This is a genomic window from Halomonas halmophila (genome assembly GCF_006540005.1).
Taxonomy (GTDB): Bacteria; Pseudomonadota; Gammaproteobacteria; order Pseudomonadales; family Halomonadaceae; genus Halomonas; species Halomonas halmophila.
Genome location: NZ_BJOC01000045.1, coordinates 1 through 25834 on the forward strand (window position 1 = coordinate 1; position 25834 = coordinate 25834).

At 64.9% G+C, this 25834-nt stretch carries 22 protein-coding genes and 1 tRNA gene; 17 read left to right on the forward strand and 6 right to left on the reverse strand.

Translation table 11 applies throughout. The features are described from left to right. Positions 1–29: 29 nt before the first annotated feature. A tRNA-Met gene (locus tag HHA01_RS13535) sits at positions 30–106 on the reverse strand. A gap of 195 nt (positions 107–301) precedes the next feature. Between HHA01_RS13535 and phbB the strand changes: the two genes are divergently transcribed. After that, on the forward strand, positions 302–1048 hold the full coding sequence (phbB, locus tag HHA01_RS13540; protein WP_141321601.1) for an acetoacetyl-CoA reductase: 747 nt from the start codon (positions 302–304) through the stop codon (positions 1046–1048). A 60-nt stretch (positions 1049–1108) separates the two neighbouring features. Here phbB and HHA01_RS13545 read toward each other — a convergent pair whose 3' ends face one another. Next, the gene (locus HHA01_RS13545; protein WP_141321603.1) at positions 1109–3886 is read right to left on the reverse strand and encodes a DUF349 domain-containing protein; all 2778 of its coding nucleotides are present in this window, start codon (positions 3884–3886) and stop codon (positions 1109–1111) included. A 233-nt stretch (positions 3887–4119) separates the two neighbouring features. On the opposite strand from HHA01_RS13545, the gene minC reads away from it, so the two are divergent. From minC to sbcB, 4 genes are all read left to right on the forward strand, one after another. Further along, positions 4120–4863 (forward strand): septum site-determining protein MinC, encoded by a 744-nt coding sequence (gene minC, locus HHA01_RS13550; protein ID WP_141321605.1) that lies wholly within the window; start codon positions 4120–4122, stop codon positions 4861–4863. A 78-nt stretch (positions 4864–4941) separates the two neighbouring features. Continuing rightward, positions 4942–5760 carry a septum site-determining protein MinD gene (gene minD, locus HHA01_RS13555; RefSeq protein WP_141321607.1) on the forward strand — a complete coding sequence of 273 codons (819 nt, stop codon included), beginning with the start codon at positions 4942–4944 and terminating at the stop codon, positions 5758–5760. Then, positions 5757–6011 (forward strand): cell division topological specificity factor MinE, encoded by a 255-nt coding sequence (gene minE, locus HHA01_RS13560; protein WP_141321609.1) that lies wholly within the window; start codon positions 5757–5759, stop codon positions 6009–6011. The genes minD and minE overlap by 4 nt, the downstream gene beginning before the upstream one ends. A gap of 75 nt (positions 6012–6086) precedes the next feature. Further along, positions 6087–7577: an exodeoxyribonuclease I gene (sbcB, locus tag HHA01_RS13565; RefSeq protein WP_141321611.1), complete on the forward strand. Its 1491-nt coding sequence runs from the start codon at positions 6087–6089 to the stop codon at positions 7575–7577. A 149-nt stretch (positions 7578–7726) separates the two neighbouring features. Here the strand turns inward: sbcB and HHA01_RS13570 are convergent, their stop codons facing one another. After that, a complete protein-coding gene (locus tag HHA01_RS13570) occupies positions 7727–10600 on the reverse strand; it encodes an insulinase family protein (RefSeq protein ID WP_141321613.1) in 2874 nt (957 codons plus the stop codon). Further along, the gene (locus tag HHA01_RS13575) at positions 10600–11286 is read right to left on the reverse strand and encodes an SOS response-associated peptidase (protein ID WP_141321615.1); all 687 of its coding nucleotides are present in this window, start codon (positions 11284–11286) and stop codon (positions 10600–10602) included. Before HHA01_RS13575 ends, HHA01_RS13570 begins: the two co-directional genes overlap by 1 nt. 184 nt (positions 11287–11470) lie before the next feature. On the opposite strand from HHA01_RS13575, the gene HHA01_RS13580 reads away from it, so the two are divergent. Together HHA01_RS13580 and HHA01_RS13585 are read left to right on the forward strand one after the other, a co-directional pair. Continuing rightward, positions 11471–12088 (forward strand): TetR/AcrR family transcriptional regulator, encoded by a 618-nt coding sequence (locus HHA01_RS13580; RefSeq protein ID WP_141321617.1) that lies wholly within the window; start codon positions 11471–11473, stop codon positions 12086–12088. Positions 12089–12177: 89 nt separating this feature from the next. Then, positions 12178–12786: a 1-acyl-sn-glycerol-3-phosphate acyltransferase gene (locus HHA01_RS13585; RefSeq protein WP_141321641.1), complete on the forward strand. Its 609-nt coding sequence runs from the start codon at positions 12178–12180 to the stop codon at positions 12784–12786. Positions 12787–12793: 7 nt separating this feature from the next. Here the strand turns inward: HHA01_RS13585 and HHA01_RS13590 are convergent, their stop codons facing one another. Both HHA01_RS13590 and HHA01_RS13595 read right to left on the reverse strand, forming a co-directional pair. Further along, on the reverse strand, positions 12794–14077 hold the full coding sequence (locus HHA01_RS13590) for an HlyC/CorC family transporter (protein ID WP_141321619.1): 1284 nt from the start codon (positions 14075–14077) through the stop codon (positions 12794–12796). Between the two features lie 71 nt (positions 14078–14148). Beyond that, positions 14149–14949 carry a cytochrome C assembly family protein gene (locus HHA01_RS13595; RefSeq protein WP_141321621.1) on the reverse strand — a complete coding sequence of 267 codons (801 nt, stop codon included), beginning with the start codon at positions 14947–14949 and terminating at the stop codon, positions 14149–14151. A 198-nt stretch (positions 14950–15147) separates the two neighbouring features. On the opposite strand from HHA01_RS13595, the gene ffh reads away from it, so the two are divergent. From ffh to recJ, 10 genes are all read left to right on the forward strand, one after another. After that, entirely contained in the window at positions 15148–16590 is a 1443-nt protein-coding gene (ffh, locus tag HHA01_RS13600) for a signal recognition particle protein (RefSeq protein ID WP_141321623.1), read from the forward strand. A 211-nt stretch (positions 16591–16801) separates the two neighbouring features. Beyond that, entirely contained in the window at positions 16802–17050 is a 249-nt protein-coding gene (gene rpsP / locus HHA01_RS13605; protein ID WP_141321625.1) for a 30S ribosomal protein S16, read from the forward strand. Between the two features lie 45 nt (positions 17051–17095). Next, positions 17096–17641, forward strand: coding sequence for a ribosome maturation factor RimM (rimM, locus tag HHA01_RS13610; RefSeq protein ID WP_141321627.1), 546 nt, complete (start codon positions 17096–17098; stop codon positions 17639–17641). Between the two features lie 17 nt (positions 17642–17658). Then, the gene (gene trmD, locus HHA01_RS13615) at positions 17659–18423 is read left to right on the forward strand and encodes a tRNA (guanosine(37)-N1)-methyltransferase TrmD (protein WP_141321629.1); all 765 of its coding nucleotides are present in this window, start codon (positions 17659–17661) and stop codon (positions 18421–18423) included. Positions 18424–18573: 150 nt separating this feature from the next. Further along, positions 18574–18930 (forward strand): 50S ribosomal protein L19, encoded by a 357-nt coding sequence (gene rplS, locus HHA01_RS13620; protein ID WP_141321631.1) that lies wholly within the window; start codon positions 18574–18576, stop codon positions 18928–18930. Positions 18931–19052: 122 nt separating this feature from the next. Continuing rightward, a complete protein-coding gene (xerD, locus tag HHA01_RS13625; protein WP_141321633.1) occupies positions 19053–19955 on the forward strand; it encodes a site-specific tyrosine recombinase XerD in 903 nt (300 codons plus the stop codon). Positions 19956–19958: 3 nt separating this feature from the next. After that, positions 19959–20693: a DsbC family protein gene (locus HHA01_RS13630; RefSeq protein WP_141321635.1), complete on the forward strand. Its 735-nt coding sequence runs from the start codon at positions 19959–19961 to the stop codon at positions 20691–20693. Between the two features lie 84 nt (positions 20694–20777). Beyond that, on the forward strand, positions 20778–22094 hold the full coding sequence (locus tag HHA01_RS13635) for a homoserine dehydrogenase (protein ID WP_141321643.1): 1317 nt from the start codon (positions 20778–20780) through the stop codon (positions 22092–22094). Positions 22095–22266: 172 nt separating this feature from the next. Beyond that, positions 22267–23655 (forward strand): threonine synthase, encoded by a 1389-nt coding sequence (gene thrC, locus HHA01_RS13640; protein ID WP_141321637.1) that lies wholly within the window; start codon positions 22267–22269, stop codon positions 23653–23655. 288 nt (positions 23656–23943) lie between these two features. After that, a complete protein-coding gene (gene recJ, locus HHA01_RS13645; protein WP_141321639.1) occupies positions 23944–25743 on the forward strand; it encodes a single-stranded-DNA-specific exonuclease RecJ in 1800 nt (599 codons plus the stop codon). Positions 25744–25834: the final 91 nt, after the last annotated feature.

Sequence of the window (25834 nt, forward strand, 5' to 3'; positions counted from 1 at the left end):
TCCCTTGTGGAACCGGCTTTCTCGATGTTTGGTAGCGGGGACCGGATTTGAACCGATGACCTTCGGGTTATGAGCCCGACGAGCTACCAGGCTGCTCCACCCCGCATCAACGTGCGACGTATTCTACACACTCATGGCCATGCGTCAACCACTGCTTTAGCAGGTGCTTTCGTTCCCGGGGCCATGGTCCATACTGGGGCTGGTGTCACATGGATGACTGCTCGATCCGCGACACTGTGATGACTGTCTGGGTGCCATCATTCAGGCATGCTGCGAACCGTCATATCTAGGGAGCCATGCTATGACAAACAATACGACCGTCGCCTGGGTAACCGGTGGAACCGGGGGAATCGGTACCGCTATCTGTCGTGCTCTGGCCGACGCCGGGTATCACGTGGTGGCCGGCTACCGGAATCCCGACAAGGCCAAGACCTGGCTCGAGGCGCAAAAGGCGGATGGTTACGACAATGTCTCGCTGTCTGGAGTGGATCTCTCCAGTTACGAGGAGTGTGCCAAGGGGGCGCAGGAGATCGAACAGGCCCACGGCCCCATCGGCGTGCTGGTGAACTGTGCCGGTATCACGCGTGACGGAACCTTCAAGAAGATGTCGTCCGAGCAGTGGAATGAGGTGCTCGATACCAACCTCAACAGCGTGTTCAACACCAGTCGCAGCGTGATCGGGAGCATGCTGGAGCACGGTGCGGGGCGCATCATCAATATCTCGTCGATCAATGGCCGCAAGGGGCAGTTCGGCCAGGCGAATTACGCCGCCGCCAAGGCGGGCATGCATGGCCTGACCATGTCGCTGGCGCAGGAGACGGCGACCAAGGGCATCACGGTCAACACGGTGTCGCCGGGCTATATCGCCACCGACATGATCATGCAGATTCCCGAGAAGGTGCGTGAGTCGATCCGCGAGACCATTCCCATGAAGCGGTTCGGCAAGCCCGAGGAAATCGGGCAACTGGTCGTCTATCTGGCCAGTGAGGAGTCGGCCTTCATTACCGGGGCCAACATCGATATCAACGGTGGTCAGTTCATGGGCTGAACAGCGGTTGCCCACGCCGTGCATGGTGTGGGCGCGCTTCCGGCTTCGTGCAGGCCGTCGTCAGGGCGGGGGAAGCTGGGTCAGGCTTTCCAGAGTGCGGTCGAGCTCGCCGACCTCGCGCTGCCATAATTCGGGCGGGATCGGCCCGGTCGCCAGCAGTTCGCAGAGCACCTCACGCAACTCTGCGGATCGTGTCGGCTCCTTGCCCAGGTTGTCGTTCAGTCGCTCGACCTGAATGGCCAGCCGCAAGGGATCGTCGCGTTGCGCGACCTGTCCGCCGGCCAGCAGCGCCAGATGTACCCGAATGCGTTCCAGGTGTTCCTCGATGTCGCCGGCAGCGGGGGGTGAGCGACGTGCCGTGTTGCGCTGCTGATGAGCGCGTTTCACATCACTCGACAGCTCGGGTGTCCCGGGCGGCGTGACGTCCCGGGGCGTGTCGTCGGCCAGGCTGGCCGCATCGGCCTCCAGGTGGGCGTCGAGCAGCGGACGAATCGCGTGAAAGCGTTGTACTTCCTCGGCCAGCGCCAGTCGTTCCAGGCGGTCACGACGGGCGCGAATGATGCCTGACCAGCGTTTGCGCATGCCTTCGCTGCGACGCCCGTGGGGAAGGGGCTCGAGGGCCAGGGCCTCGTTGACGGCCTGGTCAAGTATGGCGACATCATCACTGGAGCTGGGCTGCCAGGCATCCATGCGCTCCACCAGCGCTTGCATGGCATCGAGCCTGGCCTGATTGCCCTTCGCTTGATCGCGGCGTGCGGCATCCCGGCGGGCGAAGATCTCATCGCATATATGGCGAAACTCCTTCCACAGGGCGCGTTCTTCGTGGCGCGGTGCACGGCCCAGCGCGCGCCAGCGTTTCTGGAGCTGCTTGGTGTTGTCGGCGCGTCTGGTCGGGTCCTGGCCGCTGTCGCGCAACTGGCGCGCCTCGTCGATGAGCTGTCGCTTGGCGTCGGCGACGGTATTGGCGCGTTGCTCGATCAGGGCCTGGAGTTGATGCCGAATGCGCCCGAAACGCCGGCCGACAGCCTCGGACTGGTCGCGGGGCACCGGCGAGTGGTGGCGCCATTGCTGGCGGGCACGGTCGCGAATTTCGCGCAGGGCGTCGGGGTCGGCCTGCTGCGAGGGTTGTTCGATCAGTTGTTCCAGCTGCTCACACAGGGCTTCGCGTGCCTCGAGGTTGCGCTGGCGCTGGGCGTCCTGCTCTGCGCGCCAGGGCTTGAGGCGCTCATGCACCTGGTCGGAGGCGCGGCGGAAACGTGCCGCTTGTTCCTGATTGGCCGCGGCATCGCCGAGCCCCTTCCATTCCTTGATCAGGCGGCGGTGTCGACGGTCGAGGTCGGCATGGCCGAGGGTGTCGTCACGGGCCAGCGACTCGATGTCCTGGCATAGCTGGTCGCGCTTGGGCCCGGCAACGAAGCCTCGCCAGTCGCGCAGCTCGGCCAGGCGGGCTCCCAGGCGCTTGAGACGGCCGTGATCGATTCGCTTGGCGGGCAGCTCCTCGGCCTGCTGGCGCAGTCGCTGGTGAAGCCGGCTGGCGCCCTTGAAGGCGCCGCTTTCGAGGAGCTGCTCGAGCTGACCCAGGTCGTCATGGAAGCGTGTCAGCCGGGCAGCCAGGTCATCGTCGGCCACGACCTGCTGGTGCTCCAGCTGTTCCCGGGCGCGTCGCAGCAATGGCGAAGGCGGCAGGTCGTCGGGCCATTGGCAGGCGTCGATCAGGGCGGCGAGGCGCTCGTCGTCGCCGATATCGATGGCTTCCTGGAGGGCATCGGCACGTTCATCCAGCCTGACGCGTGCCTGGACGATGCGGTCGAAGTCGGTGAGTGCCGCGTCGTAACGCTGGCGCAGGGCGTCGTCGGCGAGATGCTTGTCGGAAAGCGCCTGCCAGCGGCTGGCCATCAACTGCTTCTGGGAGCGCAGGCTGGCGATGTCCTGATCGGCGAGGCGGTCACCATGGCGCAGCCCTTCCAGGCTTTCCTCGAGGGCTTCGACCAGCGACTCGCGGGCCTGGTCGGCGTCCTCGCGCTGCTGCTCGGCCACGTCCTGGGCATGCTCATGGGCTTCGTGGTCGCTGATCACCTTGCGGCAACGCAAGCTGGCATCCTGGTAACGGCGCTCCTGCTCATTGTCGGGGATATCCTCGAGCCGTTCCCATTCGCGGGTCAGGTGTCGGAAACGGCCGGCATACATGGGCTCCCAGGGGCTGGCCGCGTGGGCTTCGAGCTGCTCGAGCAGCGATTCGCGACGCTGGCGTGCCTGGGCCAGGGAGGCGGCATCGGCGCGCATCTGGTTGAGGCGGTCCCGGGCGCGGCGCATCACGCGGCGGTCGCGGCGCGCCTCATTGGCCAGCCGAGCCAGGCCCTGTTCGCTGGTGATGCGCTCGGCGGCGGCATGGCGAACCGCGGCAATGCCATTGTCGCGGGCCTGGCGAATCAGTTCGTCTTCGCCTGTCAGGCGCGCCAGGGCGGCGAGGCGCAGTTGCTGGTTGTCGCCCTCGAGGGCGATGCGCGACAGCAGGGAGCTGTCATTCAGGGCCTCGACGAGGGCGGTGCGGTGCTCCAGGTCCTGGTGGCCGGCGCGGCCGGTGAGCAGCATGAGCAGACGTTCGCGCAGCTCCACGCTCTCGCCATGCTGGTTTCGGAGGGTCAGCAGCTGCGTCGCGTCGTCCAGTCGTGCCAGGGCAGCATGTCGCACCCCGCTGTCGTCATCGACGGCAAGCCGCTCCAGTGTCTGGCGCTGGCTGTCATTGTCGGCATCGAGGTTGGCGGCCGCCTGGCGGCGGACGCCGGGGTCTGGATGTCGCCAGCGGGGGGCGAAGAGTCGACGTAGCAATCCTGGCATGGTGTTCCCGAACCGGTCGCGGCAGGGGCGCGACGTGAATGATGGGTGCCCGATACGGCCCAACACTGTATCTAAGCATGAGCCGACAAGGGTGAAAAGGGGCTCCGGGTGTCGTCGAGGCGATGAAGTACTGACAAGGGTGGGGTGCTGGGCTTATGATCTGTTGCAGAGTCAGGGACTCTCGCTTAGCTTGAGGTCTGTACCCTGACCATCACCCGACGTGGAGTTCGGCAATGAGTCTCAGAGTGGAAAGAGACAGCATGGCATTCACCTTCAAGGGCGGTATGTTGCCGATGACGGTCATGGAATTGGCCAGCGCCGATCCCGAGCATATCCGTGAGCAGCTCGCCGGCAAGCTGAGTCAGTCCCCGGCCTTCTTTCATCATACCCCTGTGGTGCTCAACGTCGAGCACCTGGATGAGCCGCATCTGGCACTGGAGCGCATCTGTGCCGTGTGCCGCGATCATAAACTGCTGCCGGTCGCCGTGCGCGGCGGCCCCGACCCGGTCAAGCAATCGGCCTGGGCCCTGGGGCTGGGCTGGTTTCCGCCGCAGGATGCCGAGCGCCCGCGCTCTCTGGAGAGCGTGAGCTCGGACGAGGCGATACCGCCCGTGGAACCGGAGACGCCGTTGAAGGCCGAGGACATGTCCGGTGGCCGAATCTTCCGCGGTACCGTGCGTTCCGGCCAGCAGATCACTTCGCCTGAAGGCGATCTGGTCGTGGTCGGGGCGGTCAATGCGGGGGCCGAGGTGCTGGCCGGTGGTAGCGTGCATGTCTATGGCCCGCTCCGCGGTAGGGCGCTGGCCGGCATTCACGGCAATCACCAGGCGGGCATCTTCTGCCGCGAACTGCGCGCCGAGCTGCTTTCGGTGGCAGGCAATTACAAGCGCCTCGAGGATATCGATCCGCGCTTGCTGGATTCGGCGGTACAGGTGCGGCTGACGGAAGAGCAGCTGAGCATCATGCCGCTGGATTGACACGGATGGACAACGACGATTGGAGATGGCAATGACGCGCCGCTCCTTTTTTCCAACATGACAGACAGGATGTGACACTTGGCCAAGATCATCGTTGTGACCTCCGGTAAAGGTGGGGTCGGCAAAACAACCAGTGCAGCCGCGGTTGCCACAGGTCTGGCCCTGCGTGGCCAGAAGACCGTGGTAATGGATTTTGACGTCGGTCTGCGTAACCTCGACTTGATCATGGGCTGCGAACGCCGTGTGGTCTACGACCTGGTGAATGTCATCCAGGGCGAGGCCGGGCTCAGCCAGGCATTGATTCGCGACAAGCGGGTCGACAACCTGCATATCATGCCGGCCTCCCAGACCCGGGATAAGGATGCCCTGACCATGGAAGGGGTCGGCGAGGTGCTGGATGAGTTGAACAAGCAGTTCGATTACATCATCTGCGATTCACCCGCCGGTATCGAGCGTGGGGCCCAGCTGGCCATGTACTACGCCGACGAGGCGATCGTGGTCACCAACCCGGAAGTTTCCTCGGTGCGCGACTCGGACCGGATTCTCGGCCTGCTGTCCGCCAAGACGCGGCGTGCCGAGCAGGGCGAGGAACCGATCAAGGAACACCTGCTGATCACGCGTTACAACCCGAACCGGGTCGATCAGGGCGACATGCTCAACCTCGAGGACATTCGCGAGATCCTGTCCATCAATCTGGTTGGACTGATCCCGGAGTCCGAGGCGGTGCTGCGTTCCTCCAACCAGGGGGTGCCGGTCACCCATGACGATAACAGTGATGCGGGGCAAGCCTACGCGGATGCCGTCTCGCGGTTGTTGGGCGAGGATGTTCCCCTGCGCTTCCACGAGTATCAGAAAAAGAGCCTGTTGAGCCGCATGTTCGGAGGAGGCCGCCGGTGAAGTTACTTGATTTTCTGAAGCGTGAACGTAACAAGGAATCCGCTTCTGTCGCCAAGGAAAGGTTGCAGATCATCGTTGCGCATCAGCGCAACCAGCGCGGGCAGCCGGACTACATGCCGCTGCTCGAACGCGAGCTGCTGGAAGTGATCCGGCGCTATGTGGAAGTCGACGATGACGCCATCAACATCAATCTGGACAGTGAAGACAACTGTTCCGTGCTGGAGCTGAACGTCACGCTCCCGCGCAGTTGAGATGGCGGCTGAGCCCCGGGCAGGGCTGTGCTAGGCTGGGACTCTCATGTCCCAGCCTGATCGGAGTGCACGTCCATGGCGCAAAAGAAAGCCGCCCCGCTGACTTTCCTGTGGCACGATTATGAAACCTTCGGCGCCGATACGCGCCGTGATCGCCCGTCGCAGTTCGCCGCCATTCGCACCGATGCCGACTTCAACGAGGTCGGCGAGCCCATCGAGCTGTTCTGCAAGCCCGCCGACGACTATCTGCCGCACCCCCAGGCCTGCCTGATTACTGGCATCACGCCTCAGCAAGCCAAGCGTCGCGGGCTTCCCGAAGCCGAATTCGCCGGCCGCATCCAGGCCGAGATGAGCGAGCCGGGCACTTGTGCCCTAGGCTACAACAGTCTGCGCTTCGACGATGAGATCGGGCGTCATCTCTTTTATCGCAACTTGCTCGATCCCTATGCCCGCGAGTGGCAGAACGGCAATTCGCGCTGGGACCTGATCGACGTGGTGCGGGCTTTTCACGCCCTGCGCCCCGAGGGCATCAACTGGCCGACGCGCGAGGATGGCTCCCCCAGCTTCAAGCTCGAGGACCTGACGGCGGCCAACGGCATCGAGCATGCCGGCGCGCACGATGCCCTCGCCGATGTCCGCGCGACCATCGCCCTGGCCCGCTTGTTGCGCCAGAGCAATGCCAACCTCTTCGACCACCTGCTGAACATGCGTGGCAAGCGCGCGGTCGGCCGTGCCATCGATGTGCCATCGCGCAAGCCGGTGCTGCACATTTCGCGGCGCTATCCGGCCAGCCGGGGCTGCAGTGCGCTGGTCATGCCGCTGGCCGAGCACCCCTCCAATCCCAACGGGGTCATCGTCTATGACCTGGCGATGGACCCGACGCCCTTGTTGTCGATGGACGCGCAGCAGATTCGCGAGCGGGTCTTCGTCAGCAATGATGACCTGGCCGAGGGCGAGTCGCGCATTCCACTCAAGGTGATTCACCTCAACAAGTGCCCGGTGATTCTGCCGGCGAATGCCCTCAAGGACACCAGTGGGCCGCAGCGCGGCGAGTACGGCGAGATCGTCGAGCGCCTGGGCGTGGATGTCGCCGCCTGTCGCCAACACTGGAAGGTTCTGTCGGATCATCCCGAGGTGGGGACCCGTGTCGCCGAAGTGTTTGCCGGCCCCCCGCCGGATACGCCCCAGGACCCGGATCTGATGCTCTACTCCGGCGGCTTCTTCTCGCCCGCCGATCGTCAGCAGATGCAGCGCGTGCGTGATACCGATCCCTGGGATCTGGTCGGGGCCAGCTTTGCCTTCCAGGACCCGCGGCTCGAGGAAATGCTGTTTCGCTATCGGGCACGCAACTACCCGGATACGCTCACCGGCGAGGAGATGGCGCGCTGGGAGGCGTTCCGCTGGGAGCGCATGCAGGACTCGGCGGTGTCGGGCTTCGTGTTGAGCGAGTTCGCCCGCGAGATCGAGCGGCTGAATCAGGTCGATCTGACCGACAAGCAGCGCCAGATCCTCGAGGAGTTGGTGATGCATGTGGAGGCCATCATGCCGGCCCAGGCCTTCGAGTAGGCTCGACGCCTACGCCGTCCTCTCCGCATCCGATCCGGGATCACGGATGCGCGCGATACTCCGCTGCCCGAATGACATCGCCCGGCCTGAAGCCGGGCGATGTGTGTTGCGTTGCCGGGTCGGATGAGTGGCCCACCCGGCCGGCGGCCTTACTCCGCCGGACTCGACATGGGCGCCAGATCGGTCTTCAGCGACATCACGTCGCTGGCGCTGTCGCCCGGGTCATGGGCAATGTTCAGAGCGGGCCCCTGCATCAGCCGTTGCCAGGCGTGGCGCAGTGCCTGCGGTCTGACCTCCATGACCTGTTCGGCGAGACGCTGGCGATGGTCGAAGCCGACATCCTCCAGTGCCAGCAAACGCCACAGGCGGTTGGTGCGGTTGGCCAGACTGGTGTCGCGTTGCAGCAGGTTATCGCGGACGGCCTGGCGGTATGCTGCCAGGTCGGCCTCCTGCAGTTCGTCGAGGCGCTGGGTGAAGCCATCGGTGAAGGCCTCGATACGTTGCTGAAGGGTCTGGCTGTCCGTGCTCGGTGACTGGACCAGGAAGCTGATGCCCGGGGTATAGAGCAGGGGGCTGTAGCCGGCCGTGACGATGTAGCCGAGCTGCTGTTCGGTACGCAGTTGCTGGTAGAAGGGTGTCTCCAGCAGGCGCCCCAGCACCGCCAGCCGGGCCTGGGTTTCCAGCGTCTGGTCCGGGCCCTGAAGGTAGCGCAGAGCCAGGGATTCATCGCGACGTGAATCGGGAACCAGGGTCGGCAGGCTCTCGCTGACGCCCAGTGTGGCCAGCTGGGGCGTGGCCTCGCCGGTCAACTGTGGTGTCAGTGTCTCGGCCACGGCCCTGGCCTGCTGCTCCGCCAGGTCATGCCCGATATCCCCGACCGCCAGGCTTTCGATGTGCAGCTTGCCCAGAAAGCGTTCGCGAAAGTCACGCAGTGCCGCGGTATCCAGCGTTTCGCTGGCCGTCAGCAGTGCGTCCGGGGACCAGTGGGGGCGTATCAGGGCTTCGGCCAGGGTTCGCCGGGCCTGCTGGTAGAGGTCGTTCTGGGGCGCATTGCGCCAGCCGCGGCGCAGGCGCTCGCGGACGCGCTCGACGCTGTCGGCCTTGATCTTGCCATTCTCGAGTTGCTCGAGGACGCGCTCGATCAACTGGCGCTGGCCGTCCCGCCAGCCGAAGAAGGACAGGGTGATGCCCCGAGCGTGGGCATAGGCCTCGAAGCCGTGTCCGGCCAGGCGCGCCGGGTACAGTGTTTCGTTGAGGCTGTCCTGCAACCAGCCGGCGAGCAGGCGCGTGAGTGCAGCGTCGCGGGCGTCCTGACTGGACGCCGGATGCTGGAGGCTGAAGCGCCATGCGACCTTGGGCGTGTCGAAGCTGGCGTCACGCATCTGCCAGAAGGTGAAACCGGGCTCGTCGATGCGTTGGCGCGGCTGGTCGTCCTGCACGCCGAGCAGGGTGAAATCCTGGGCGATATAGGGGTTGGGTTCGGGCAGCGACAGGCCGGCGAGAGGCTCGGCGGCGTTGGTCTCGGAGTTACCGCCGGTGTTGTCAGGCGCCGCGGTCTGGCCGAGCGCCACCGGGGTCCAGGGCGTGTCGAACCAGGGCGATGTCTTCTCGCCTTCCACCTCGGGGCCACTGTACAAGCGGATCATGTTGCCCGGGCGTAGTGTCGACAACCAGTTATTGACGAGGGAGGCGTCGAAGCCATCCATGCGGTAGGGCGCATAGTTGACGTCCTGCACGGGATAGCGCGAGAGGTTCATCGAGAGCCGCATGGCGTCATCCAGGGCCGAACCGTGTTGCGGGAAGCGGAAGGCCTGCTCGGCCAGCCTGGCCTGCTCGTCATAACGCCAGGCATCGACACCGTCGTCACGAATGGTGCGGATCGCCTCGAACAGGGTGGCCTGGACGCGCTGGCGGTGCTTGGCCCCTTCCGGGGTGAGGCTGATATCGACTTTCAGCAGGGCGTGTCGGCCGTCGCTCCGGGCAACACTGGCCACGAGGCCGTCGGCCCAGCCGGCATCGCGCAACACCGACAAGAGGCTGCCTTCTCCCTCGTGGCCGAGCAGGTTGGTCAGATAACTGGCCGGCTTGTGGCGATACTCGGTGATGGGGTCGGGAACCGGGAAGTAGAAGCTCAGCTGACGGCTGTCGCGCAGCGATTTCAGTTTGGCGGCCAGGGGAAGGCGCGCAGCGTCAACCAGCGGGGTATCGATGGTCGGGCGACTGAGCCCGCGATCCGGGACATCGCTGAAATTGTCACGTACCAGGCTTTCCAGCTCGTCCAGTGGCTTGGGGGCCACGACGGCGAGGTGCATGACATTGGCCCCATAGTGCTGCCGATAGAAGGTCTGGATGCGCTCACGCAATCCGGGCCTGTCTTCGGGCCGGTCGGCCAGGGTTTCCAGGCTGCCCACCGAGAAGCCGGTGGCGGGGTGCTCGGGGTTGAGCAACTGGTCCAGGACATCGTTGCGGCGGCGCGCCTCATTGCGCTTGCGGGCGATGTACTCCGAGTGCACCACCTTGCGCTCGCTTTCCAGCTTTTCGGCATTGAACAGCGGGTTGACGAAGAAGCGGCTGAAGCGGTTCAGGGCGCCGGACAGGGCATCGGGCTCGATGGAGAAGAAGTAGTTGGTGTCCTGGGGCGCGGTGAAGGCATTGTGCTCGCCGCCATGACGGCTCAGGAAGCTCTGGTAGGCATCGGCCTGCGGGTAGCGCTCGGTCCCCAGGAAGAGCATGTGCTCAAGGTAGTGTGCCAGCCCCGGAATGTCGTCGGGGTCCTGGGCATTGCCCACGTCGACGTTGACCGAGGCGGCCGCCTTGTCGGCCTTGGGGTCATGGACCAGCAGTGCCGTCAGGCCGTTGTCCAGCGTCAGAGCGCGGTACTTGCGATCATCATGCGGGCTGACTTTAGGGGTCACGGAGATCTCGCTCTTGTTGTCGGGGGGCTGCTGGGCGATGCCAGTGCTCGGCAGCAACAGTGTGACGGCCAGGACGGCGGTCAAGCATGAGCGTAGGGGAAGTATCATCATGTCTCCTGTTGTGATGCCCTGCGTAACATGGGGCCGATGGGGTAGGCGCAGGACGCTTCCTGGTTGCCTGGATCATTCACCTCCCTTGATACAGGAAAGGCGCCCAACAGTTCCGTGGTCGCCGGCATCAGTTGTTGCCGTGCTGCCGTGAGCGGCGTCTGTGGGTCCAGCCAGCGGGTCGCCGAGTCGCGCTCGATGACGGCGGGAAGACGGTCGGTCAGCGGCGCGAGCAGCTCGTTGCTCGGCACGGTGATCAGTGCCAGAGAGTCGTTGTAGTCCGTGAGCGTGGTATGGAAGCGGCACCACAGGGCGGCCAACAGCAGGGGGCCGCGGTCGGCACGCGTGACCAGATAGGGCTGCTTGGCCCGTGCCATGGGGCGCCACACATAGACGCCGCCGACCGGCACCAGGCAGCGCCGCGCGGCGAAGGCGTCGCGGAACATGGCACGCGACTCCAGTGACTCGGCGCGCGCGCAATGGGGCGCATGGTCGAGAACCTTCAGCCAGGGCGGGGTCAGCCCCCAGAAGGCGCGGCCCAGGCGCGGACGGCCAGCCTCCAGGCGGATCAGCGGCAGGGGTTGGCGCGGGGCCAGATTGGTGCCGGTGATCGGCGTTTCCTCGACCACCAGCTGCGGCAGCAGGTTACGCCAGGCAAGCGTGGGGATATAGAGTCGGCCGGCCATGAGACCTCCGGGGAAAGGGTGCCGCAGAATAACACCCGGCCGGCAACAAGCGAAAAGCGTGCGGGGCTTGCGTTGCAGCACAGGCCATATATGCTATTGAAAACAGTGTTCGCCTATTGGCGTTGACCAGCCTCGCAATTGGTCAGCGTTCATTCTCCTGCGCCCACCACCTGCGAGGAAGCCGATGGCTCGACCGAGACAGCACGCTCCCGAGACGCTCCATGCCCAGGTCATGGCGGCGTGCGATGCCTGGCTGAAGGAGAGCCCGGTGCATACGCTGTCGTTGCGCTCCCTGGCGCGCGAGGTGGGGTGTGCACCGAGCACCCTGCTCAAGCTGTACGGCAGCTTCAACAACCTGCTCCAGCACGTCAATATCGAGTCGCTGGGGCGTCTGCGCGTCGCCATCGACCCGCTGCTGGGGGATGGTACGCCGCAGCAGCGGCTCCAGGCACTGGCCAAGGCCTATTGGGAATTCGCCCACGGCGAGCCTTATCGCTGGCAGCTGATGTTCGATTACCCGCTGGCTCAGGAAGGCGAGCTGGATCGCCGCCAGAGCGACATGATCGAGGCGCTCTTCCTGCGCGTCGAGAATACCCTCAAGGAACACCAGCCGGCACTGGACGACATGCAGGCACGCCGGCTGGGACGCACCCTGTGGGGCAGTGTGCATGGTCTGGTCCAGCTTGGGCTCAACGAGCGCCTGGGGTACTGGCAGAGTGAGCCGCTGGATGTCGAGGAACTGCTCGAAGAGCTGACCACCACCATGCTGGCGGGTCTCAAGACGATGCCCGAGGCGCCGTGAACGGTGCCTGGTTATGGGGAGTGCCGGCGCTGCTGGCGTTCCTGTGGGCCGCCCGTTCGCCGCGTACCCTGGTGCGGCGCCTGGTGTTCATGCTGGTGCAGCTGCTGTATCGCATGCGTTACCAGGGGCGTCGCCATATTCCGGCGCATGGCCCCGCCCTGGTGGTCTGCAATCATGTCAGCTTCATGGACGCCCTGGTGATCGGCGGGGCCAGCCCGCGGCCCTTGCGCTTCATGATGGATCGCCATATCTATGAATCGCCCTGGTTGAACTGGCTCTTCCGCCTTGTCGGGGCGATTCCCGTCGATTCCGAACGTGCCGATCCGGGCGGCCTCAAGCGTGCGCTCCATCAGGTCAGCCAGGCATTGCGTGAGGGCGAGGTGGTAATGGTCTTCCCGGAGGGGCGCCTGACTCGTGATGGCGAGGTGCAGCCGTTTCGTCGCGGGCTCGAGCTGATCCTGGCGCGGGACGCGGTTCCGGTCGTGCCGGCCAGTCTGGCGGGGCTGTGGGGGTCGTGGACCTCGAATTGCGGCGGGCCGGCGCTCGGCAAGTCGCCGCGGCGCTTCCGGGCACGGGTCGCGCTCTATTTCGGTGAGCCGCTGCCTCCCGAGCAGGCCGAGCGCGGCCTGCTGGAGGCGCGGGTGCGCCAACTCAAGGCCGAGGCGGATACCTGGGTCACGACGGGCCGGCGCGCCTGAACGGGCGTCAGCTCTCTACCACGGCGCGCCGCACCGACTGCCAGCAGCGTGCCGAGGTGATCAGGTTCTCGCGGACCTCGAGAATTTCCATGCGCACCGGGCCGATCTCCAGACACACCTGGCCGTCCGGGAAAGACTCGAGGTGTTCGAGCACCAGGCCGTTGAGGGTCTTGGGCCCATCGGTGGGCAGCTGCCAGCCCAGCGACTTGTTGATGTCGCGGATGTTGGCGGTGCCGTCGATGATATGGCTGCCGTCATCCTGGGCATGAATATCCTGATCCTGACTGGCCACGTCGGTGGTGAACTCGCCGACGATTTCCTCGAGGATGTCTTCCAGGGTCACCAGCCCCTCGACGTCCCCATACTCGTCGACCACGATACCGATGCGCCGCTTCTGCTTCTGGAAGTTGAGCAGCTGGGTATGCAGCGGCGTCGACTCGGGGATGAAGTAGGGCTCGCGGGCTTCCTGGACAATGGCCGCCTTGGTGACCTCGCCGCGTGACAGGAAGCGGGCCGCATTGCGCAGGTGCAGCATGCCGATGATGTTGTTGATGTCACCCTTGAAGACCGGCAGCCGGGTATGCTGGCTGGTGCGAATCTGGCCTAGGATGGCCTCCAGGCTGTCGTCGAGATCGATTCCGGCGACTTCATGGCGGGGCACCATGATGTCGTTGACCGTGACGTTCTCGAGATCGAGAATCGAGACCAGCATCGCCTGGTGGCGGCGCGGGATCATGGGGCCGGCTTCGTGAACCACGGTGCGCAGCTCGTCACGGGTCAGGTTGTCGGCATCGCCCTCGATGTTCTTGACGCCCAGCACGCGCAGCAGGCCATTGGAGATGGCATTGACCAGCCATACCAGCGGGTAGAGGAGCTTGAGCAGCGGGTCGAGGATCAGTGACGCCGGATAGGCGATATTCTCCGGCTTGACGGCGGCGTAGGTCTTGGGTGTGACCTCGGCGAAGATCAGAATAACGATGGTCAGCAGGGTGGTGGCCACGGCCGGCCCTGTCACATCGCCGAAGAAGTGAATGGCGATGATGGTGGCGATCGAGGCGGCCAGATTGTTGACGAAGTTGTTGCCGATCAGGATGACACCGATCAGGCGGTCGGGCCGACTCAGCAGTCGCATCACCCTCTGGGCACGACTTTCTCCGCTGCCCGCGCGATGGCTGAGGCGGTAGCGGTTGAGCGACATCATGCCGGTCTCGGAGCTGGAAAAGAATGCGGAAAGGCAGATTAGCAGTATCAGCAGGCCGAACAGCAATCCCAGAGGGAAATCGTCGTTCAAGGCTAAAGGTCCTCACTATTGGGTCAGATTGATTTGTAGGGATTGGGGGTTGGCCTGTCAAGGCAGGCACGTCAGCCCTGAGCGAGCAGGACCTCGAGCACGAACTTGCTGCCGAAGTAAGCCAGCAGCAACACCAGATAGCCCACCAGGGTCCAGCTGACCGCGCGCATGCCACGCCAGCCTAGCCACAGGTGGCAGACCAGCAGGGTGGCAAAGATCAGCCAGGCGAGCAGCGACAGCACCGTCTTGTGCACCAGGTGCTGGGCAAACATGTCGTCGAGGAACACGAAGCCGCTGGCGATCGCCAGGCTCAGCAGGGCCATGCCGGCCCAGATCAGCTCGAACAGGATGCGTTCCATGCTGGTCAGCGGGGGCAGTGACTGCACGACGCCGCGAATATGGTGGTGACGCAGGGCCTGGTTCTGGATGCCCAGCAGGATGGCCTGGAAGGCGGCAATCGCCAGCAGGGAGAAGGCCAGTGCCGAGCTCAGTGCGTGCAGGGCGATACCCGGCGTCATGCCGGGGTGGCGTTCGGGGCTCGGCAGGCCGATGGCCAGCAGCAGGATAATGCCGGTCAGCGGAAACAGGCCCACCGCCACATTGAGCACCGGCTTGAACAGGCTGACGACGAGCAATGTCAGCACCGCCAGGCCGCTGATCAGCACCGCACTGGTAGTGATGCCCGGCAGCAGTGACGCTCCCTGATCGAGCAGGCCGATGGCCAGCGGGGTCTGGCACATCAGGGCCAGCAGGCCGAAACTGCGCACCAGGCCGGTGCGTGACGACACCCGGCGCGTCAGGGTCAGTGCCTGCCAGGTGGCCGCTGCCACGTAGAGAATGAATGCCATGACGGCAAGAGGTAGCGCGTGCATCGAAGCTATCCATGCGCCTTCGCCAGCGCCTGATGATGAGATATTAGCGTCTCACTATACCGAATCGTCGCGACCCCTGACAGCCGCTGGCGCAAGATATCGCGGCCGACGCATGGAGACTCGCCGCCACAAGGCGTATAATTTGCGCCCATTGCGGGGAAGTCGCGGCTTCCCAGGCCATCGTACGTGGAGAGGCCCATGTTCCAGAATCTCAGTGATCGTCTGTCGCAGACGCTCAAGTCGATCAAGGGTCAGGCGCGCCTGACCGAAGACAATGTCAAGGACACCCTGCGCGAAGTGCGTCGTGCACTGCTCGAGGCGGATGTTGCGCTGCCGGTGGTCAAGGACTTCGTCGACCGGGTGCGCGAGCGTGCCGTCGGCCAGGAAGTCTCCAAGAGCCTGTCGCCGGGACAGCAGTTCATCAAGATCGTCCAGCAGGAGCTCGAGGCGATCATGGGCGAGTCCAACGAGAGCCTGGTGCTCAAGAGCTCGCCCTCGGTGGTACTCATGGCCGGCCTGCAGGGCGCGGGCAAGACCACCTCGGTGGCCAAGCTGGCGAAATACCTGCGCGAGCGCGAGAAGAAGAAGGTGCTCGTGGTGTCGGCGGACGTCTATCGTCCGGCGGCCATCGACCAGCTCGAGACGCTGGCCAGTGAAGTGGGCGTTGACTTCTTCCCGTCCAACAGCGGCCAGCAGCCGGTGGATATTGCCGAAGCCGCCATCAAGCACGCCAAGATCCAGTTCCATGACGTGGTGCTGGTCGACACGGCGGGCCGCCTGGCCATCGATGAAGCCATGATGGCCGAGGTGAAGGCGCTCAACGCGGCGGCATCGCCGGACGAGACGCTGTTCGTGGTCGATGCCATGACCGGCCAGGATGCCGCCAACACGGCCAAGGCCTTCCATGAAGCCCTGCCGCTGACCGGTGTCATCCTGACCAAGGCCGACGGTGACGCGCGCGGCGGTGCCGCGCTCTCGGTGCGTCATGTCACCGGCAAGCCCATCAAGTTCATGGGCATGGGCGAGAAGGTCGATGCCCTGGAGCCCTTCCATCCGGACCGCGTGGCCTCGCGTATCCTCGGCATGGGCGACGTCCTGTCGCTGATCGAGGAAGCCGAGCGCACCGTCGACAAGGGCAAGGCCGACAAGCTGGCCAAGAAGGTCAAGAAGGGCGACGGCTTCGACCTGGAAGACTTCCGTGACCAATTGCAACAGCTCAAGAAGATGGGCGGCATGGGCGGCATGCTGAGCAAGATGCCCGGCATGGGGCAGATGGCCGAGATGGCTCAGGGCCCCGGCCCCGAGAAGGAGTTCGGCAAGCTCGAGGCGCTGATCAACTCCATGACACCCAAGGAACGTCGCAGCCCGGATGTCATCAATGGTTCGCGCAAGCGTCGCATTGCCGCCGGTGCGGGCTTGCAGGTGCCGGACCTGAATCGTCTGCTCAAGCAGCACAAGCAGATGCAGAAGATGATGAAGAAGGCCGGCAAGAAGGGCGGCATGGAAAAGATGATGCGCGGCATGATGGGCGGTCAGGGTGGCCAGGGCGGCATGGGCGGTCCCGGTGGCCCCGGCGGCATGGGTGGCCCGGGAGGCTCCGGCGGCATGGGTGGCCCCGGCGGCATGCCGTGGAAGCGCTGAGGCCCAGCGGCGGCCGCGAGTAAAATGCTTTCCAAGTCGGGCAGATTTCCGTAAAATGCTGCCTCTTCACTGGTGGGCTCGTGTCTTTTGCGCGGGTCCGGCCGTGACAAGTCGCTTCAGCGGGTCGTGACAAACCGCCGCTGGCAGGCCATATCGAAGGGTCAGCCTTCGATCGAATACTTCTGTAACTCAACCGAAGGACAGTCAACGCATGGTTACCATTCGTCTGGCACGGGGTGGCGCCAAGAAGCGTCCCTTCTACCATCTCGCCGTGACCGACTCGCGCAAGCCGCGCGACGGTCGTTTCATCGAGCGCCTGGGCTTTTTCAACCCGGTGGCGCGTGGTCAGGAAGAGCGTCTGCGCATCGACCTGGATCGCATCAGCCAGTGGCAGGAGCAGGGCGCACAGCTTTCCGCTCGCGTTGCCGAACTGGTCAAGGAAGCCCGCAAGCAGGCGTGAGCCGCTTGAGGCGAGCGCATGGCCGACGCAGAGTCGACGATAAGCATGAGCGCCGAGCAAGGCACCAGGCCCGAGTATGTCGTCTTGGGCAAGTTGACCAGCCCGTATGGTGTCAAGGGCTGGCTTCGCGTGTATTCGTACACCAGCCCCATGGAAGGCATCCTCGAGTATAACGAGTGGGTGCTGGGCCATCGGGGTGTCGAGTCGCGTTACCGGGTCGCTCAGGGGCGCCCGCAGGGCAAGGGGCTCGTGGCACGCCTGGAAGGTGTCGAGGGTCGCGATCAGGCCGAGGCACTGGCCGGCGCCGAGATCCTGCTGTCGACAGCCGAACTGCCCGAGCTGTCCGAGGACAGCGACTTCTACTGGTATCAACTCGAGGGGCTGGCCGTCGAGACGACCGAGGGCGTGGACCTGGGCGTCGTCGACTATCTGTTCGAGACCGGTGCCAATGATGTCCTGGTCGTGAAGGCTCGCGAGGACGATAGCGAAGGCAAGCGTGAGCGGCTGTTGCCCTTTCTGCCCGACGTCGTCATCCAGCGGGTGGATCTCGAGGCGGGGCGCATGGTGGTCGACTGGGATCCGGCATTTTGAGCCGCAGTGAGGCGACGATGTGGGTCGGCATCGTGTCCCTGTTTCCCGAAATGTTCGAGGCGCTGACGCGTCAGGGCGTGACCGGGAGAGCCGTGGACAAGGGGCATATTGACCTGGCGCTGTGGAACCCCAGGGATTATGCCACCGATCGTCATCGCACCGTGGACGACCGCCCCTATGGCGGCGGACCGGGCATGCTGATGAAGGTCGATACCCTGCGCGCGGCGATTCATGCGGCTCGCGAGCAGGCCGAGGTCGCCACCGGCCAGCGGCCCCGGGTGATCTACGTATCGCCCCAGGGACGCCGTCTCGATCAGCGTGGCGCTCGGGAGCTGGCGTCGGGACCGCCGCTGGTGGTGGTGGCCGGACGCTATGAAGGCATCGATGAGCGGGTGGTGGAAGCCGACATCGATGAGGAGTGGTCGATTGGCGATTATGTGCTGAGCGGTGGCGAACTGCCGGCCATGGTGCTGATCGATGCCGCGGCAAGACTGGTGCCCGGTGTGCTGGGCCATCAGGACTCCGCGCTCGAGGACTCCTTCAATGACGGGCTGCTGGATTGCCCGCACTACACACGCCCGGAAGACGTCGATGGACGCCGAGTGCCGGACGTGTTGCTGAGTGGCCATCATGGTGCCATTCGGCGCTGGCGGTTGAAGCAGTCACTGGGGCGGACCTGGCTGAGGCGTCCCGACCTGCTGGAAGGCAGGGTCTTGAACGACGAGCAAAGGCAACTGCTCGAGGAGTTCATCGAGGAATACGCCCCGACATCCACCGCTTAGGGCGGGGCGGCGGTGCAGGACGCCACTGGCGGACCTGTGTCACCAACGACACTCCCGCGCTCCGCGGTATTCGGGCGCCGGGATCACGACTCGCCGGCCAACCATTGCCGGATCGGCGGGTCAAGAAACGTTATCGAGGAGTTTATTGTCATGAGTAGCAAGAACAAGGTGATCCAGGCGCTCGAAGCCGAGCAGATGAGCGGTGAAGTGCCGGCATTCGCCCCGGGCGACACCATCGTCGTCCAGGTGAAGGTCAAGGAAGGTAACCGCGAGCGTCTCCAGGCCTTCGAAGGCGTGGTGATCGGCAAGCGCAACCGCGGCCTGAACTCCGCTTTCACCGTGCGCAAGGTGTCCCATGGTGTGGGCGTCGAGCGTACCTTCCAGACCTACAGCCCGCTGGTCGACTCGATCAAGGTCAAGCGTCGTGGTGATGTGCGCCAGGCCAAGCTGTACTATCTCCGCGAGCGCAGCGGCAAGTCCGCACGCATCAAGGAAAAGCTCAACTGAGGCCTGCTCGTCAGGCCCGACGGCGCGACTCGATCGTGTCCGACGCTGCCCCGCCACCGCTCCTGCGGGGCGGGGTTTTTTGTTAGGGCCTCGGGTCACGAGGCCGGACGAGGGATGCCCGCATGTCGAGACCGCTCGACGACTTTGCCCTGATCGATGCCTTCCTCGATGGCCTGTGGCTGGAAAGGGGCGCCAGCGATAATACCCTACAGGCCTATCGCCACGACCTGCAGGCCTGGCAGGCGCAGCTGGCCGAGTATCGGGCGGATCTGCTGTCGCCACCCGCCGAGGCGCTGCCCGACTGGCTCGAGGCGCGACGCGAGGCCGGCTACAAGCTGCGCAGCAATGCGCGCCTGTTGTCCAGCCTGCGCCGCTTCTATCATTGGGCACTGGGGGAAGGGCGCATCGAGCATGATCCGCTCGCCGAGATTCGGCTGCCGCGTGTCACGGCCTCCCTGCCCGAGACGCTGGAAGAGGACGAGGTCGAGCGTCTGCTCGAAGCGCCCGACGTCGATACGGCCCTGGGGCTGCGTGATCGTGCCATGCTCGAGGTACTTTACGGAGCCGGGCTGCGCGTGACGGAGCTGGTGGGCCTGACCACCGATGCGCTCAATCTGCGTCAGGGCGTGGTGCGAGTGCGCGGCAAGGGCGACAAGGAGCGCCTGGTGCCGTTGGGCGAGGAAGCCGGCGACTGGCTGAGTCGCTACCTGCGCAGTGGTCGCGGCGCCCTGATGCAGGACGTCACGCGCCCGGCGCTGTTTCCCGGTCGCGGCGATGCCTGCCTGACCCGCCAGGCCTTCTGGTATCGTATCAAGGGGTATGCGCGAAGCGCCGGCATCGATCGTCACCTGTCGCCGCATACGTTGCGGCATGCCTTTGCCACGCACTTGTTGAATCATGGCGCCAATCTGCGTGTCGTACAGTTGCTGCTGGGTCACAGTGACCTTTCCACGACCCAGATCTATACCCATGTGGCGCAGGTCCGACTCGAAGCCCTGCACGCCGAACACCACCCTCGAGGCTGAATCATGAAAAAAACGATCCTCCCCCTGGCCAGCGGCCTGCTTGCCGCGACCCTGGCAGTGCCCACCCTCAGCTGGGCGGCCGTGCCCGAGTCCCTCGAGTCCATCGAAGTGTCCGGCCGGAGCATGCCGGTGAAAGACGTGCGCGAGACGACCATGGCGGACATCTATGAGGTGCGCCTGGAAACCGGTGAAACCTTCTACACCAATGCCGAGGGCAACTACTTCCTGGTCGGTGATCTGTACGAGAAGACCGACTCCGGCCTGGTCAATCTCACGGAAAAGGCGCGCAATGCCGAGCGTCAGGAGCGCCTCGAGGAGGTTGCCGATGACAAGCGCGTCACCTTCCGCAGTACCGACGAGACTCGGGCGCGCGTCGTTGTTTTCACGGATACCACCTGCCCGTACTGTCAGCGTTTCCACGAGGAAATGTCGCGCTTCAACGAGTTGGGGATCGCGGTCGATTACCTGGCGTTTCCGCGTGGCGGCATGGAATCGCCGGGGGGTCGCGAGCTGCAGAAAATATGGTGTGCGGAGAATTCCAGCGAGGCCATGTCGGCGGCTTTCCGCGAGGAGCCGCTGGAAAGTGACGCAACCTGCGACAATCCGGTCGAGGAACAGTATCATCTGGGGCTGGAGCTCGGTGTGCAGGGTACACCGGCCATCATCATGCCCGATGGCAGGCTGGTGCCCGGCTATGTGCCGGCGGAACGCCTGGCCAAGCTGCTGGGCCTGGAATAACCGATATGACCGGCCCGTCGCGGGCCGGCGGCGAGGCGAATCTCGCCAAGCTTGGACACACGCCAGAATGAAAGGGGAATGACATTGAATCCGGTGAGAGTGGGAATCTGTGGCCTGGGCACTGTCGGAGGCGGGACCTTCAACGTGCTGACGCGTAACGCCAATGACATCGCCCGGCGGGCGGGGCGGCCCATCGTGATTGAGCAGGTGGCCTATCGTAGCCCCAACCCCGAGTGCGACATCACCGGCATCAAGACGACACAGGATGTCTTCGAGCTGGCCGCCAACCCGGATATCGATGTCGTCGTCGAGTTGATCGGTGGCTATGACGTGGCGCGCGAGCTGGTGCTGACAGCCATCGAGAATGGCAAGCACGTGGTCACCGCCAACAAGGCACTGATCGCGGTGCACGGCAACGAAATCTTCCAGGCGGCCCACGAGAAGGGCGTGATCGTGGCCTTCGAAGCCGCCGTGGCGGGTGGCATCCCGGTCATCAAGTCGCTGCGCGAAGGCCTCGGCGCCAATCGCATCGAGTGGCTGGCCGGCATCATCAACGGCACCGGCAACTACATTCTCACGCACATGCGTGATGAAGGCCGGGCCTTCGAGGACGTGCTGGCCGAGGCGCAGGCGCTGGGCTATGCCGAGTCCGACCCGACCTTCGATGTCGAGGGCATCGACGCCGCGCACAAGCTGACCATCCTGGCGTCCATCGCCTATGGCCTGCCGCTGCAGTTCGACAAGGCCTACACCGAGGGCATCTCGCGGGTCACCGCCGAGGATGTCGAACAGGCCGACAACCTGGGCTATGTGATCAAGCACCTGGGGATCTCCAAGCGCACCGAGACGGGCGTCGAGCTGCGCGTGCACCCGACGCTGATTCCCAAGGAGCGTCTGCTGGCCAACGTGCATGGCGTCAAGAATGCCATCGCCGTGATGGGCGACGCCGTGGGGCCGACGCTCTACTATGGGCCGGGCGCCGGCGCCGAGCCGACGGCTTCCGCCGTGGTCGCCGATATCCTCGACGTGGCGCGGGACATCTCCACCGACCATCGCTATCGCGTGCCCTATCTGGCGTTCAGCGGCATCGACGAGGTCGATGACCAGCCGCAGATCATGCCGATGGAAGAGATCGACACCGCCTACTACCTGCGCCTGCTGGCCGTGGACCGCCCCGGCGTGCTGGCCCGCGTGGCGACCATCCTTTCCGAGGAAGGCATCTCCATCGAGGCCCTGATCCAGAAGGAAGTCACCGACGGCGAACTGGTGCCGATCATCCTGCTGACGCACATGACCCGCGAGAAGCACATGAACGAAGCCATCCGTCGCATCGAGGCCATGGCCGACATCGCCGGCTCGGTCACGCGTATCCGCGTCGAAAGCCTCGACGAGCAGGAATAACCCAGGACGGAAGAAGGAAGAGGGAAGAGGGAAGAGGGAGCCAGGCTAGCCTAGCGACCTGGGTGCCCAGGGTATTCTTCCCTCCTCAAGGCGCGAAGCGCCGTTCTTTGCTCTTCACTCTTCCAGCCCGGACGCAGTCCGGGCGCTCTTCCTTCTAGCGAGGAAACCGAGCATGCGTTATATCAGTACCCGCGGGCAGGCGCCTGCGCTTTCCTTTGAGGAGGTCGTGCTGACCGGCATGGCCAGTGATGGCGGGCTCTATGTGCCGGAGCAGGTCCCTCAGCTGAGTTACGAGGAGCTGGCCGACATGGCGGGCTGCTCCTATGCCGAGATTGCCTTCCGGGTCATGAAGCCTTACGTGGGCGGTGAGATCGATGACGAGACCTTCCGGGAGATCGTCCGCGATGCCTACTCGACCTTCAACCACGACGCCGTGGTGCCGCTGAACCAGCTGGATGCCAATCATTACCTGCTCGAGCTGTTCCATGGCCCGACGCTGGCGTTCAAGGATGTGGCCCTGCAGTTGCTGGGGCGCCTGCTCGATCATTTCCTCGCCAAGCGTGGCGAGCGGGCGGTGATCATGGGGGCGACGTCCGGGGATACCGGCTCGGCGGCCATCGAGGGCTGCCGGCATTGCGACAACCTGGACATCTTCATCCTGCATCCGCATCAGCGGGTCTCCGAGGTCCAGCGCCGTCAGATGACCTCGGTGCAGGCCGACAATGTCTTCAACATCGCCATCGAGGGCAACTTCGACGATGCCCAGGCGATGGTCAAGGCCAGCTTCGCCGACCAGTCCTTCCTCAACGGCACGCGCCTGGTGGCGGTCAATTCGATCAACTGGGCGCGCATCATGGCCCAGATCGTCTACTACGTGGCCTCCGCCGTGGCACTCGGCGCGCCGCATCGCAAGACCGCCTTCTGTGTGCCTTCGGCCAACTTCGGCAATGTCTTCGCCGGCTACATGGCGTTTCGCATGGGGCTGCCGGTGGAGCGTTTCGTGATTGCCACCAATGCCAACGACATCCTGCATCGGACCCTGGCCGACAACGACTTCTCGAAGAAGGAGCTGGTCGCGACCCTGGCGCCGTCCATGGACATCGTGGTGTCGTCCAACTTCGAGCGTTTGCTGTTCGAGGCCTATCAGCGTGACGGCGATGCCGTGGCCGAGCTGCTCGAGCGCTTCCAGCACGAGCCGTCGGCCCTGGCTGATGCCCCGCTGACGCGCCTGCGCGAGATGTTCGTCAGCCACAGCATCGATGACGCCACGATTCTGGAAGTCATCCGCGAGGCGCACCAGCGCACCCAGGAGACCCTGGATCCGCACACGGCCACCGGCTATCGTGCCGCCGAATGCCAGCGTGGCGACCCGAGCGTGCCGATGGTCACTCTGGCCACGGCGCACCCGGCGAAGTTCGCCGAGGCGGTGGTCAAGGCCGGCTTCCCGGGCGTGCCCTTGCCGCCGCACATGGAGGATCTGCTGGAGTGCGATGAGCACTACACGGTGCTGCCTGCGGAGCTTGCCGAGGTGCAGCAGTTCGTCGCCGAGAAGCGGCGCTAAAGCTTTAAGCCGTAAGCTGTAAGCTGTAAGTGAAAAGCGGCTGGGGAGCAGGTCTGGAGGGGGCTTTTTTCCAGGGGTGAGGAGCACTGCTCCGAACGGGCTGGCCATGGATGGCCAGCACCGGCCCGGTAAGTGGAGCAGGATGCGAAAGCGCCGCTGGGCGTAGGTAGCGCACATGGATGGGTTCATAGCGCTTCCTCGTAGACCTGTCGCCGGCCTACCCCGAGCGGCCGACGATCAAACCGCTATCGAGTTCTCCAAACTGTCCGGAACCCAGAGGAGCCAGGTGTGAACGCCCCTGTCGATCTGCATGAATCCCTCAAGCCGCGTATCCAGCCTCGCCCGCGTGACGAGGCAGTGGAGCAGCGTGCGCTGGCCGAGGGGCTGACGCCGTTGCAGGCGCGTATCCTGGCCGGCCGGCTGGCCGGGCATGAGGGCGAGCTGGGGCCTCTGGTCGCTCCCAGTCTGCGTCATCTGGCGCATCCCGAACGGCTCCAGGATGCGCGGCGCGCCGCCGAGCGTATCGCCCAGGCGGTGACCGAGGGTGAGCATATCGGCATCCTCACCGACTACGACGTGGATGGCATCACCTCGCATGTGGTGATTCGGCGCACCCTCAACGAACTCTTCGGCATCCCCGAGAACCGGCTGCACAGCCTGATCGGCCACCGCATCCATGACGGCTATGGCATCAGTCTGCCGCTGGTCGAGCGCACCCTGGCGCTGTCGCCACGCCCCAGCCTGGTGATTACCGCCGACTGCGGCAGCAGCGACGAGCCGCGGATCGCCCGACTGCGCGACGCCGGCATCGACGTGGTGGTCAGCGACCACCATGCCCTGCCCAGCGAGGGACCGCCGGCTTCGGCCTATGCCACCGTCAACCCGACCCGCGATGACTGCCACTATCCCGACCCGACCATCGCCGGCTGCATGGTGGCCTGGCTGGTCATGTCGCTGACGCGCAGCGTGCTGGTCGACTGGGGCGTGCTCGAACCCTCCACGCCCAAGCTCTCGCCCTGGCTCTCTTATGTGGCCCTGGGCACGGTGGCCGATTGCGTGTCGCTGGGCGCCAGTGCCTCGAATCGTGCCGTGGTCGCCCATGGCCTGACCCTGATCAATCGCATGGAAGCCGCCTGCTGGCGCACCATGGCCCAGCGCCTGGGTGATGACAGCGTGCCCTTCGATGCCGAGACCCTGGCCTTCCAGATGGGGCCGCGCATCAACGCCCGCTCGCGTCTGGATGACCCCTATGCGGCGCTGCACTTCATGCTGGCCGCGGATGACAGCACGGCGGCGCGGCATCTCGAGACGCTGGATCAGGACAACCAGTCGCGCAAGGCCATCGAGGCCGACATGACCGAAGCGGCACGCGGCCTGGCCATGGCCGAGCTGGAAGCGGGCTCGCCGCTGCTGCTGGTATTGCTCGAGGACGGTCATCCCGGCGTGCAGGGCATCGTCGCCTCGCGGCTGGTGCAGGCCTATGGCCGGCCGGCCCTGGTGCTGACCCAGGCCGCCCAGCCCGGCATGCTGACCGGCTCCGGACGCTCCATCGAGGCGCTGCATCTGCGCGATGCCCTGCAGCGTGCCCATGAGCTGGCACCCCACAGCCTGCCGCGTTTCGGCGGCCATCGTGGGGCGGCCGGCGTCGGGGTGCCGCGCGAGGCCGTCGAGGACTTCCGCCAGGCCCTGCGACAGGCCGTGAGCGAACAGCTCGGCGACCTGGAGCTCGCCCCGCGGGTCTTCACCGACGGCGAGCTCGAGGCGAACCAGCTGGGCCTGCACACCCTGGACGAGCTCGAGACCCTCGGCCCCTTCGGCCGCGAATTCGATGCGCCACTGTTCGAAGGCGTGCTGCGGGTGGAAAACCTGCGCCCCGTGGGCGCCGACGGCAGCCACCTGATGCTCGAACTGTCACTGGGCGCGGTCAGTGTGCGTGCCATCTGGTTCCGCGCCCTGACCCCGGGCGAGGTGCCGGCCTTCGAGGTCGGTGACCGGATTCGCTGCGCCTACAAGCTGAACCGCAACCGCTGGCGGGGCCGGGAGTCGTTGCAACTCATGATCGAGCATGCAGAGCCAGTCGAAGGCTGAAGAAGGAAGAAGGAAGAAGGAAGAAGGAAGAAGGAAGAAGGAAGAAGGAAGAAGGAAGAAGGAAGAAGGAAGAAGGAAGAAGGAAGAAGGA